This is a genomic window from Actinoplanes rectilineatus, assembly GCF_000962825.1.
Classification (GTDB): domain Bacteria; phylum Actinomycetota; class Actinomycetes; order Mycobacteriales; family Micromonosporaceae; genus Actinoplanes; species Actinoplanes rectilineatus.
This window is the reverse complement of record NZ_JZKF01000101.1, coordinates 17,749-29,908: the sequence shown is the minus strand read 5'-3', so window position 1 is coordinate 29,908 and position 12,160 is coordinate 17,749. Positions and strand designations below refer to the sequence as shown.

11 protein-coding genes are annotated in these 12,160 nt (G+C 68.8%); 2 read left to right on the top strand and 9 right to left on the bottom strand.

The features are described 5' to 3' along the window. Positions 1–225: 225 nt before the first annotated feature. The 6 genes from WH85_RS40460 to WH85_RS40435 all read right to left on the bottom strand — a co-directional run bounded on the left by WH85_RS40460 (position 226) and on the right by WH85_RS40435 (position 6,462). Positions 226–624, bottom strand: coding sequence for an Hpt domain-containing protein (locus tag WH85_RS40460; RefSeq protein WP_045747466.1), 399 nt, complete (start codon positions 622–624; stop codon positions 226–228). Positions 625–709: 85 nt separating this feature from the next. Continuing rightward, positions 710–1,861: an L-rhamnose isomerase gene (rhaI, locus tag WH85_RS40455; RefSeq protein WP_045747465.1), complete on the bottom strand. Its 1,152-nt coding sequence runs from the start codon at positions 1,859–1,861 to the stop codon at positions 710–712. Continuing rightward, positions 1,858–2,907 (bottom strand): ABC transporter permease, encoded by a 1,050-nt coding sequence (locus tag WH85_RS40450; RefSeq protein WP_045747464.1) that lies wholly within the window; start codon positions 2,905–2,907, stop codon positions 1,858–1,860. Before WH85_RS40450 ends, rhaI begins: the two co-directional genes overlap by 4 nt. Further along, positions 2,904–3,818 (bottom strand): ABC transporter permease, encoded by a 915-nt coding sequence (locus WH85_RS40445; protein ID WP_245674306.1) that lies wholly within the window; start codon positions 3,816–3,818, stop codon positions 2,904–2,906. The genes WH85_RS40450 and WH85_RS40445 overlap by 4 nt, the downstream gene beginning before the upstream one ends. A gap of 110 nt (positions 3,819–3,928) precedes the next feature. After that, positions 3,929–5,434 carry a sugar ABC transporter ATP-binding protein gene (locus WH85_RS40440; protein WP_045747462.1) on the bottom strand — a complete coding sequence of 502 codons (1,506 nt, stop codon included), beginning with the start codon at positions 5,432–5,434 and terminating at the stop codon, positions 3,929–3,931. Then, positions 5,434–6,462, bottom strand: a complete 1,029-nt coding sequence (locus tag WH85_RS40435; protein ID WP_045747461.1) for an autoinducer 2 ABC transporter substrate-binding protein — start codon at positions 6,460–6,462, stop codon at positions 5,434–5,436. Before WH85_RS40435 ends, WH85_RS40440 begins: the two co-directional genes overlap by 1 nt. 2,302 nt (positions 6,463–8,764) lie before the next feature. On the opposite strand from WH85_RS40435, the gene WH85_RS51175 reads away from it, so the two are divergent. Next, positions 8,765–8,971, top strand: coding sequence for a hypothetical protein (locus WH85_RS51175; RefSeq protein ID WP_157411531.1), 207 nt, complete (start codon positions 8,765–8,767; stop codon positions 8,969–8,971). Between the two features lie 249 nt (positions 8,972–9,220). Then, entirely contained in the window at positions 9,221–9,526 is a 306-nt protein-coding gene (locus WH85_RS51170) for a hypothetical protein (protein WP_157411530.1), read from the top strand. Positions 9,527–9,653: 127 nt separating this feature from the next. Here WH85_RS51170 and WH85_RS40420 read toward each other — a convergent pair whose 3' ends face one another. The 3 genes from WH85_RS40420 to WH85_RS40410 form a co-directional block, all read right to left on the bottom strand. Continuing rightward, positions 9,654–10,088, bottom strand: coding sequence for a phage holin family protein (locus WH85_RS40420; RefSeq protein WP_045747458.1), 435 nt, complete (start codon positions 10,086–10,088; stop codon positions 9,654–9,656). Between the two features lie 69 nt (positions 10,089–10,157). Continuing rightward, positions 10,158–10,841, bottom strand: coding sequence for a response regulator (locus tag WH85_RS40415; protein ID WP_045747457.1), 684 nt, complete (start codon positions 10,839–10,841; stop codon positions 10,158–10,160). After that, a complete protein-coding gene (locus tag WH85_RS40410; RefSeq protein WP_169792558.1) occupies positions 10,838–12,004 on the bottom strand; it encodes a sensor histidine kinase in 1,167 nt (388 codons plus the stop codon). Before WH85_RS40410 ends, WH85_RS40415 begins: the two co-directional genes overlap by 4 nt. Between the last annotated feature and the right edge of the window lie 156 nt (positions 12,005–12,160).

Genomic DNA, 12,160 nt, shown 5'->3' with positions numbered 1-12,160 from the left:
CGGTGCCGACCGCGAGTGCGTTCGCTGTGGGCGGTCCGGTCAGCCGCCGTTCCGGAGGGCCGGCTCGGCCGTCGTGGATTGGCGGCGTGGGCGGAACGCAGGAACCGGTACGGAGGGCTGACGTTCGCCAAGCAGGAGGTCCGCCGGAACGAGCGTGATTGGTTCATCGCCCAGATGGTGGACGACCGGTTCGAGATCTCCTGCGGCCCACGTGGAGAGGCGACGTCAGGGGAGGGCCTCGAAGTCGGCGGCCACCGCGGTCACCGCCTCCAGCGTGACCGCCAGCTCGATGTTCATCAGGTCCTCGGTGCTGTCCGGGTCGGCCAGCCTGCCGACCCGGGCGTACTGCTCCACGTCCGCGCAGAGCAGGGAGAACGCGTTCGCCCCGATGTTCGTGGCCGACCCTTTCATGCCGTGCGCGTGGTCGCGGACCCGGGCCACGTCGCCCGCCCGGAGCAGGCCGACCAGTTTCTCCGCTGCCGCCGGGGTCTTGCCGGCGTACGAGCGGAGCAGGCGGATGACCAGTGCGATCTCGTCCGGGTCGGGCACCGGGTCGATCAGGTCGGCCAGCCGGGCGCGGACGCTCGCGACCCGGGAATTCCGGTCCGGGGGCGGAGCTGTCATGAGATCATCGTGCGCCGGTCGCCGGTGGGATGTGCCGGGAACGGCGGAAACGGGGCGACTTTCGCCGCCCCGTCCGGTTGGGTGCCTAGGCTCCCCAGCTGAGTTGCGCGCCGCCGGTGCGGGTGGTCGCGATGCTTTCCGCGTACCCCGAATGCTGGTAAGCCGCCAGCGGGTCGCGGGGAAGGCCCCGCTGTTCGCGCCGGTCCGCCAGGGCGCCCCGCACATCAGTCTCGTAGGCGTCCATCAGCACCGCGTGGGCGCCCAGCACATCGCCCTCGACCTGGGCGGCGGCCAGCGCCTCCTGGTCGACCTGCAGGGCCTTGGCCAGTGCCTGCTCCACGTTGAGGACCGAGCGGATCTGACCCGGGATCTTCTCCTCGATGTTGTGGCACTGGTCGAGCATGAAGTTGACCCCGGACTCGGGCCGGTGCGCGCCCAGCGACACGATCTCGCTCAGGATGCGGAACAGCTGGAACGGGTCCGCCGAACCGACGATGAGGTCGTCGTCGGCGTAGAAGCGGGAGTTGAAGTCGAACGCCCCCAGCTTCTTGACGCGCAGCAACTGCATCACGATGAACTCGATGTTGGTGCCGGGGGCGTGGTGGCCGGTGTCGAGCACCACCGACGCCCTGTCACCGAGGGCCAGGCAGTGCACCAGCGAGGTGCCCCAGTCCGGGATGTCCATGCTGTAGAAGTACGGCTCGAAGAACTTGTACTCCAGCAGCAGCCGCTGGTCGTCGTCCATCGCCGCGTAGATCTGCTGCAGCGAGTCGGCCAGCCGGTCCTGCCGGCCGCGCAGCGAGTCCTGACCGGGATAGTTCAGGCCGTCCGGCAGCCAGATCTTCAGGTCCGTCGATCCGGTCTGGCGCATCACGTCCAGGCAGAGCTTGTGGTGCGCGATCGCCTTGTCGCGGACCCGCTTCTCCGGGTGGCACAGCGAACCGAGCTTGTAGTCGTCGTCCTGGAACACGTTCGAGTTGACCGCGCCCAGCTTCACGCCCAGCTTCTCGGCGTGCGCGCGCAGGTCCGACCAGTCGTCGACGAGGTCCCAGGGGATGTGGATGGACACCCGCGGTGCGAGGCCGGTCAGGCGGTTCACCTGCGCGGCGTCGCTGATCTTCTCGTACGGGTTGCGCGGCCCGCCGGGCATGGTGAAGACCTTGAACCGTGTCCCCGAGTTGCCGTAGGCCCAGCTCGGGACCTCGATGGTGAAGTCGTCCAGTGCACTGAGGTTCATACGGTTCCTCCGTAGCGTCGGGTGGTCAGGCCGTTCAGCAGGGCCGCGAAGACGAGGACGGTGCCGAGGGCGAGGAGCTGGTACTGCGAGCCCTCGTTGCCGACGAACGCGAGCAGGATGCCGGCGTTCAGCCAGACGATCAGCAGGGTGGCGAGGACGACGCCGGCGACTCTGCCGATGCCTCCGGTGATCGCCACCCCGCCGAGCACGGCGATGGTGATGGCCGGCAGCGCCATGCCGCTGCCGGAGACGCCCGCGTCGGGGCGGGCGGAGGCGAACTGTGCGACGGTGACCACGGCGACGAGGCCGGAGATCAGGCCGGCGTAGACGTACGCCTTGAAACGGGTGTCCCGGACGGGCAGTCCGGACCAGCGGGCGGCGACGTCGTTGGTGCCGATCGCGTACAGGCGGCGGCCGTAGGCGGTCCTGGCGAGCAGGAGCCAGACGGCGACGACCGTGGGGAGCAGGAAGGTGAAGATCCCGAGGGGTACGTCCGGGACGGAGGCGCCGATGACCGGGAGTTCCACCGACTTGCTCAGCGAGTAGAGCTCCTGGATCGGCGGTGTGCTGATCGGCTGCTGGTTGTTGATCACGATGGCGATCGACTTGAAGGCGTAGAACGTGGCCAGCGTGGCGATCAACGCCGGGAAGCCGATGTAGCTGACCAGGACACCGTTGACCGCGCCGCAGAGCCCGCCGAACAGCACCGTGGCGATGATCGCGAACCACAGGGGCCAGCCCCATTGGCCGTACGCGAAACCGAAGATCATCCCGGAGAGGGAGACGATGGCGCCGACGCTGAGGTCGATGCCGCCGCGTCCGGAGAGGATGACGATCAGTTCGGCAAGGCCGAGCATGGCCAGCGGCACGGCGCTGATCAGCGACCCCGACATGTAGTCGAAGTCGTAGGAGGCGGTCAGGTAACCGCCCGCGTCGTTGATGAAGAACGTGACCACCACGACGACGATCAGGACGGCCAGCAGGGGGATGCGCTGGGTGAGGAGCAGTCGCGTGATGTCGGATCTTCCCCGGGTTGTCGTAGTCATCGGGACCTCCGCGCCCGCGCCCGCAGCAGGTCGGCACCGACCGCCACGATGATGAAGATGCCGACGAACAGGTCGGACAGCTGTGACCGCCAGCCCAGCTGGGTCACCCCGGACGCCACCGACTGCACGAGCAGCGCGCCGAGCAGGGTGCCGAGCACCGAACCGCGCCCGCCCATGATCGAGGTTCCGCCGATGACCACCGCGGCGATCACCGCCAGTTCCTTGCCCGACCCGACGGTCTGATCCAGCGTCGACGTTCCCTGGGCGATCACGAAACACGAGGCCAGACCCACGAGCAGACCCGTCGTCGTGTACGCGAGAAGCACGCGCCGCTGCACCCGGACGCCCGCCAGCCGGGCCGCCTGGGCGTCGCCGCCGATGGCGAAGAAGTGCCGGCCGCCCGCGGTGTGCCGCAGGTACCACCAGGCCGCCGCGGTGACCAGGACGGTGATCAGGAAGGCGTGCGGGACACCGAGCGTCCGGCCGTCCGGTCCGCGGCCGAAGAAGGCGAGCGTGCCGGGGATCCCGTTCACCGTGCCCGAGCCGAAGATCTGCAGCCCGAGGAACATGAACAGGTTCGCGGTGCCGAACGTGATGATGATGGCGTGCACCCGCCCGTAGGCGATCAGCACCCCGTTGACCAGGCCCAGCACACCGCCGGTCAGCACCGACAGCAGGACCGCGACGCCGAGGTTCACCCCGGAGCCGACCAGGGTCTTCGCGGTCAGCACCGAACAGACCATGATCGCGCCGCCGACCGAGACGTCGATACCGCCCGTGATGATCACGATCGTCATGCCGACGCCGATCAGCGCGATCGGGGCGGTGGCGACGAGCAGCGGCTGGATCGAGCCGGCGGTCAGGAACGCGGGCGTGCTCAGGGCCAGGCCGGCCCAGAGGAGCGCGATCACGCCGACGAGGACGACCTCCTGGCCGGTGACGGGCGCCGGCAGGACGCGTACCCGCTTAGGCGATTTTTCGTTTTTTTCGGTTTTATCGTTTTTGTTCAACGACTCCGTGGTCATTCCGTGCCTCCCGCAGCCGCCGCCAGCAGGTCGACCTGGCTCGCGTCCGGGCCGAACTCGTCGGTCGTCGTGCCGCGCCGCACCACCTGGATGCGGTCGGCGATCCGCAGCGCCTCCGGCAGGTCCGAGGTGACCACCAGGACGGCGGTGCCCTCCTGCGCCAGCTCGGTGATCAGCCGGTGGATCTCCTCCTTGGCGCCGACGTCCACGCCCTGCGTCGGCTCGGCGAGGACCAGCACCGTCGGGCGCTCGACCAGTTGCCGGGCCAGCACCACCTTCTGCGCGTTGCCGCCGGACATGGCGCTGATCGGCTGACGCTCGTGCGGCGTCTTCACCGCCAGCCGCTTGATCATGTCGGTGGCGACGGTCTTCTCCCTCGCCCGGTCGACCAGGACGCCGAACCGGGACAGCAGCTTGAGGTGGCCGGCCGAGATGTTGAAGGCGATCGACTGGAAGCCGAACATGCCCTCGACCTTGCGGTTCGCCGGCAGGAGCGCGATGCCGAGTCTCTGCGCGTGGCCCGGGTTGCGCGGCGTGACTCTCTGCTGATTCAAATGTATTTCCCCGGATGTGGCGCGATCGATGCCGTAGATGCAGGCGGCGATCTCGGAGACACCACTGCCGACCAGCCCGTAGAGGGCGACGATCTCACCCGCTTTGACCGTGACGTCCACGTCGTGGAAACGGCTCTCCCGGCCCAGCCCGCGCAACTCCAGCACCGCCGGCCCGTCCGGGACCTGCCGGTGCGGACGCTCGTCGGAGAGTTCCCCGCCCACCATCAGGTGCGCGATCTGGCGCACGCTCAGATCACCGATGGGGTACGTCCCGATGGTCCGCCCGTCGCGCATGACGGTGACCTCGTCGGCGATCCGGAACAACTCGTCCAGCCGGTGCGAGATGTAGATGACCGACACCCCGGAGGCGGTGAGGCGCCGGACCACGTCGAACAGCACCTCGATCTCGGCGTCGGTGAGGATCGCCGACGGCTCGTCGAGAATCAGCACCTTCGCGTCGCCGGACAGCGCCTTCGCGATCGACACCTGCTGCTGCTCGGCCACCGACAGGTCGCCGACGGTGGCGGTGGCGTAGCGGCCCGGCAGCCCGAGCAGGGCCAGGAGTTCGACCACGCGCGCGTTCTGCCCGGCCCAGTCGATCCTTCCGTTTTTCTTCATCTCGCGGCCGAGGAAGATGTTCTCGGCCACGGTCAGCTCCGGGAACAACTGCGGTTCCTGGTAGACGGTGGCGATGCCGAGCCCGATCGCGTCCGTGGTGGAGGCGATCCGGGCCGGCGCCCCGTCGAACTCGATCTCACCGGTGTCCGCGGTGACCGCCCCGGCAACGATCTTGATCATGGTGGACTTGCCGGCGCCGTTCTCCCCGACCAGGGCGTGCACAGTGCCCGCCCGGACGGTCATGTCGGCGTGCTGAATGGCCCGAACCGCGCCGAACCGCTTGGACACAGCGGTCAGGCGCAGTCGCGGGGTATCGATCGTCTCGGTCATCAGTAGTTGAACTGGTCGACGTTCTGGTCGGTGATCGCGAGCGCCGGGCCGAGCAGCAGCATCTTGCTCGCGCTGTCGTACGTCACCGCGGACAGGTCACCGGACACGTTGTTGGTGGCCTCGAACGACTTGCCCTGCGCGATCTGGGCACCGGCCCACGCGGTCAGGTAGCCCAGGTTCTCCACGTCCCAGAGGATCGCGGCAGTCGACGACTTGTCCTGCAGGTACGGCTTCATCGCCTGCGGCGTGCCCAGGCCCACCGTGAACACCTTGCCGATCTTCCCGGCGTCCTTGACGGCCTGCGCCACACCCGGGGCGCTCGACGTGCACTCGCCGACCAGGCCGGTCAGGTCCGGGTGCGCGTTCATCAGGTCGGTCGCCATCTGTGTCGCCTTCGCCTGATCCTCACCGGCGTAGACGATGTCGACGATCTGGGCCTCCGGGTACTTCTCCTTCGTGTACGCCTTCTGCACCTCGATCCAGGCGTTCAGGTTCTCGGCGGTCTGGCCGCAGGAGACGATCGCATACTTGCCCTTGCCGCCCATCGCGGTGAGCAGCGCATCGGTGAGCCCCTGGCCGATGCCGTCGGCGGTGGCCTGGTTGACGAACACCTCCCGCACGCTGGACGGAGCGTCGGTGTCGGCGGTCGCGACGTGAATGCCGGCGTCCTTGGCCTGCTGCAGCAGCGGGGCCATGCTGTCCGGGTCGTTCGGCGCCACGATCAGCGCGTCGACCTTCTGCTGGATGTAGGAGCGGACGATGTCGGCCTGCGCGGCCGCGTCCGCCTGTGTCGGCCCCTGGTAGAGCCACTCGACGTTGCCGAGCGCGGCAGCCGCCTCCTTGCCGCCGGCGTTCATCGCCTCGAAGTAGGGCACACCTTGCAGCTTCGGGACGAAAGCCACCTTGTACGTCTTGGCGCCGGCGTCACCACCCGCCGCGGTGTCGGTGTCGTTCTTCTTGGTACAGCCCGTGAGGGCAAGGGCGGCGGTCGCCGTGAGAGCGACGGCCGCAGTGAACCGAGGGCGCATGACGCCTCCTGTGAAAGGGCTTGTTGAAACGTTCTATGCGAGGTGTGACTCACGTTACGATCCCGTTAGGGCAGGGTCAAGAGTTGACACTTGATAGGCCAGAAGATCCACGGCCGCAGCAGCGGCGCGCTGACCGCCCCGCCTGTGAGACGTTTCAATGAGCGGGGCGAGAATCCGTTCGGGGTGCGCGGCCGGGGCCTTGTCCTGGTCCGGCGGCGCCTGCCTGATCCGCCGGTGCCGCCTCGCGCCCTGTCTCTGCCTTGAAGGCCGGCCGTGGTCCCGTCGAAGCACCCGTCCGCCCAGCCATCCACCGCAGACGCGACGATCAGGCAGCGTTTTCGCGGTCGGCGCTGCCGGACGAGTCCGCGCTCGTGGTCGTAAATATGGGTTCGTGGGTTCGAATCCGTGCCAGCCTGTTCAGCGGGCCGACGAGGCGTCAGCCCGCAGGGGCGTGCACCGAGTACCCCGAAACCCGCACAGCACCCGAAATCGTCATCGCGCGGCGAGTCACCCCGGATCGATCCCAGGCCCCGGGGCGGCGGCAGCCAGGACCGTGCCGATCAGGACCTACTCAGCGATGCGCCCGACGTCATCCTGCCGGCAAGCAGTCCCGGGCGAGGCTCACGTCCCGAGGCGGCGGATCGCGCTGGCCACGACATGAGCTGCGCGGCGACCCCCGAAGCCGTCTCTACGGCGAGCCCTCCAGGCGCGCTGAGGCCCAGCGGCAGTGATGGCGTGGGGCTCGGCGGCAGTGGTGACGTGAGGCCCAGCGGCAGTGATGAGATGAGCCCGGGAGTAGGCCCGGGAGTAGGCCGGGAGCAGGTAGAGCCGTCGGCGCTGACTAGAGCGCCGACCAAGTTGCCGATCAGGGTGGTGGTTCGCGCCGCGCCCGATTTCGTCCTATCGGCGAGCCCTCCGGATGAGGATCACGCCCACCGCGGCCGCGGCCAGAGCCGCGCCGATCAGGGCATACCGCTGAGGTTCCGCGCCGACCCGCCGAGGAACCGAACCCAGCACAGCCCCCGCATGTTCGGCGGCCTCCGCCGCATACTCAGCCACGTGGACGCCGGTTTCCGCCACAGTCTGTTTGGCATGGCCACCACTGTTGGCAGCAACCCGTTCAGCAGTAGCGGCCGCTTCCTGCTCAGCGCTGCCAGTCCTCGCATCAGCGGCAGCGGTTTCCTTTCCGTCCCCAGCAGGACGCTTCGCTGTGCTGGCGGCGTCGTTACCAGGCCCATCGGCCTTCTGTTCAGTCCTCTGCGGCGAAGCGGCAGTCTCCGACTCGGAAGCAGCGCTCTTCGCCGATGATCCGCCAGTCTCGGCTCCGGGCTCAGCGCCCTTCGACGAGAGGGCGGAGGATGCAGCAGTCCCGGTTTCGGCGCCGGCGGTCTTCGAGGAGGAGGCGGCGTTCTCGGATCCAGGGCTGCTGCTCTTCGGGGAGGGAGCGGCAGCCTCGGTTTCAGCGCTGGTGGTCTTCAGCGAGGAGGAGGCGTTCCCGGATTCAGGACCGGTGGTTTTCGGGGAGGAGGCGGCGGGCCTGGACTCGGCCGTAGCGGACGCCACCGACTTTCCGCCCGCCACCGACTTGTCGCCCGCCACGGGCGCCGGCGAACCGCTAGGTCGGCTGGTCGCGCGGACCTCGTCCTCGCCGGTGGAACCCGCCGTGGCCTGGCCCTTACCTGCCGAGCCCGGTCCTGCCCCTGTCTTCTGCTGAGCCTCTGTCTTCACCGGTGCGCCAACCTTGTCTGATGTAGCCGTCCCACCGCGCGAGTCGTCCTCGCCCGCCGAGCGGGTGTCGTCCTGCGAACTGCCCTTACCGGATGTATCCGACGTACCCCGCGTCTCAGCCTCGCCCGCGTCACCGGCCTTACCTGAGCCGCCGGTCTTGCTCGAGCCGTCCGTCACGTCTGAACCGCCGGTCTTGCTTGAACCGTCGGCCTCGCCTGATGAGGTGGCCTCGCCGGCCGAGCCAGTTCCAGCTTCGCCGACAGCGGCGCCTTCTGCGCCGTTTCCGGCAGACGCACCGGCACCGTCCAGAGCGTCGCTCCCCGTTTCTGAGCCCACCTTGAGCTGCGCGACTTCGGCATCCGGAGTTTTGGGCGCGATTGAGCTTTCGGCAGCTGACGACTTGAGGCTCGGTGCGGTTGAGCTTGCGGCGGATGCCGGCTTGACGGCTGATGAGGCTGAGCCTGCGGTGGCTGCTGGCGGGGTGTCCGGTGAGGCTGAACTCGCGGCGGACGCAGGTTTGGTGGCCGTTGGGGGTGCGGCGGGTGCCGGCACGGAAGCCGGCGGGGGAGGAACCTTGGCCGAGTCTGGTTGGGACCGGGAGGCCGACGGCTTCGGCGGAGAGCTGGGGGTGCTGGTCGGCGGTGTGGCGACCTTGGCGCGGCCGATCGCGCGATTGTTGGTAACCGGCCTCGAGGACGAGGACGTGCCGCCACTCGACGTGGACCCGCCGTTTCCCGGCGGCTTCGAGGAGGCCTGCTTCCCGTGGTTCTGGTGCCCCTGATTTTGGCCGGCCGGTTTGTTGCCTTTGGCGGAGGCGGGCACGGGAGCCGACCCTGCCTGTTTGCCTCCCGGCTGCCCAGCTGGTTGGTTGGCTGCGGCATTGCCAGTGGGCTTGGAACCGTCATGCGCCGGCGTCTGCCCTGCTGCTGTTGTCTGCTTGTTGGCGGGTCCTGCGGGTCCTGGGGGTGTTGCCGTAGCGGGTGACTTAGCGGGAGTCGACGGCTTCGGTGAGGTGGGAGACTGCGACGAGGTGGGCGGTTTCGGCGAAGCGACGTGCTGGGAAGAGGCGGGCGGCTTCGGTGAGGCGGGCGGCTTCGGGGTAGCCGGCGGTTTTGATCCCGATCCCGATCCCGATCCCGAAGTCGAAGTCGTTTTCGAGCCTGAACCCGCAGTTCCGTCCGAGCCCGAGCGTGAGCTCGAAGACGTGGCTGAGGGAGCTTTCTCGGTGGGAGAGGAATCCGCGGACGTCGCCGGGGGTGTTTTGTCCGCGGGCTTAGGCGAGCTGGCCGACGCCGTCCCGGCTCCAGGCTTTGCCGGGAGAGCCGATGCCGCCTGAACTCCGGGCTTTGCTGAGGTGGGTGACGACGCCTTGGCTCCAGGGGTGGTCGGGGTGATGGGGTGATTCTTTGCGGGGGATCGGCCGTCGTGGGCGCTGTCGTGTGGCGACGTCGGGTTGTCGGCGCTCATGAGTTCCTCCCGTGGCGGGCCGCGGCCACGAAGGTCGCCACGTCTCGGCGGCCGCTTGCCAGCGCTGTCTCCGGGGTGGGCGGGATCGCCTGTTGAACCTCGTGTTTGCCGCCGAGGGCCAGGAAGGCCGCGATGGCGAGCAAGAGCAAGGCCACCACGATGGCGGCGGTCCAGGCCGGCATTACCAGCGCCAGTGCGGCTCCCGCTGTGAGGAACAAAGTGCCCAGGCCGTACACCGCCATGACGCCGCTCGCGCTGATCAGCCCCGCACCCTTGCCGGCCCGACGGCCCTTCTCGGCCAGTTCCAGCCGGGCGGCGGCCAACTCGTCCCGGACCAGGGTGGTCACCTGATCGCTGAGCTGACCGATCAGCTGCGCCGTCCGCGCGTTCTCAGACTGCGCATGATCAGCTTCTGCGTCGGTGTGCCTCATGGTCCCTCCGTCCTGAGCCCTCGTCCGCCACCACGTACCCCGGTCAAACCTGACTAATCGCGCGAATCGTCAGCGTGCTGGGACCACCAGCCCCGTCTCGTAGGCGACGATCACGAGCTGGGCACGGTCCCGAGCACGCAGCTTGGCCAGCAGACGTCCGATATGAGTTTTCACCGTGGCGAGACTGAGCCGCAGATACTCCGCGATCTCGGTGTTGGAAAGCCCTTCGGCGACCAGGGTGAGAACCTCCCGTTCACGGTCGGTCAGCTCGGCGAGTTCCAAGGCTGGGCGGCTCGCGGGTTCCGGCCGGGCGGAGAAGTGGTCGATGAGTCGCCGCGTGATGGCCGGGGAGAGCAGGGCCTCCCCGTCGGCCACCACGCGGACCGCGCCCAGAAGTTCGGCCGGCTTGGCGTCCTTGAGTAGAAACCCGCTGGCACCGGCGCGGAGCGCGGCGAACACGTATTCGTCGAAGTCGAACGTGGTCAGGATGAGCACCCGGGTGCTGGGTGTCAGGGGATCACCGCAGATCTGCCGGGTTGCGTCGATGCCGCCGAGCTTGGGCATCCGGATGTCCATGAGCACGACGTCCGGTTGTTCCTTGCGGGCGAGTTCCACCGCCTCCACACCCGTCCCGACGTCGCCGACGACCTGGAGACCTGGTGTGGCCTCCACCAGCAGCCTGAGGCTGGCTCGCAGGAGTTCCTGATCCTCGGCGATCAGGACCCGGACCGAGGCCAGGGTGTCACTGCTCATGATTCGTACGGAAGGGTCGCAGTGACGGTGAATCGATCGTCGTCCTGTGGCCCCGCGCTGAATGTCCCGCCGTAGGCGGCCACTCGTTCCCGCATCCCGATGATTCCGGTGCCGTCCACGGCGACCGCACCGTGCCATGCCATTTCGTTGCTCACCACTACGTCCAGCTGCCTTCTGGTTCCTCGAATGTGTACCCAGCACACGGCCGGGGCGGCGTGTTTCACCACGTTGGTCAGGGACTCCTGCACGATCCGGTAGGCCGCCACGACGACACCCTCGGGCGCGTCGTCGCCGCCCTGGATGTCGAGTCGCACCTGGACCCCGGCATCACCCGCCTGACCGGCGAGACTGGTCAGATCCTCGAGAGTCGGCGAGGGGGCGAACGCCGCTTCGGTGCGTATGGCGCCCACCGCCCGCCGAAGCTCGGCCAGAGCGCTCCGGCTGGCCGTCTCGATCACCTGGAGGGCCTTCCCGGCTTCCTCCGGATGTTGCTCCGCGACGTGAGTGGCGACGGATGCCTTGACGGCGATCAGGGCCAGGCTGTGGCCGACGATGTCGTGCATCTCCCGGGCGATGCGCATGCGTTCCTCCGCGACAGCGCGTGCGGTGTTCTGCGTGGCGGCGAGCGCGGTGTGCCGGCGGCGTTCCCGCAATGTCCAGCCGACCGCCCAGCTCGCTGCGCAGACCAGACCGGCGAACGCCGTCCCGGCTGGGCCGGGGCCGTCCGCGGAGATGTCGGCGACGACTGTCCCGATGAGTAGCAGCCCGGTCGCCGTCACCGCCCCGGCCGTCCCCCGGCGACCGGACGTCCGAAGACCGAGCGCATACAGCGCGACACCGGCGGCCACCACCGGGCCTGTGGATGCGTAGTCCGGGACGACACCGGTGCCGATGGCGACCCCGCCCGCTGTGCCGATGACGAGACTGCTCACGAGCGGCCACCGGCGGCGCAGGACCAGCGGGCCGGCGAGCACACCCGCGGCGACCGCGGTGAGCCAGGCGGGTTCCTGCAGCCCGGAAGCGGGTGGCAGCGGCTGCTCAGCAGCCGCGTACAAGCAGAGGAGAAGGACGGCAGCGGTCAGAGCGACGTCCACGACCAGCCGCGACACGGGGCCGAGACGATGGACGAGGAAGGCATGCGGGGCGAACGACGGGACAGCCACGCGGTTGAGGTTATCGACGCTTGCCGCCGTCCGCGTCAGCCTGTGGACGGTCATCCCCAGGTATGGCGAGGACGCCTTCGCGCATCCCCAGGGATGACGCCGAGAACCAAACCCGGGTCCGACGAAATCCGGGACCCAAACCGGGATCGTCTCCGG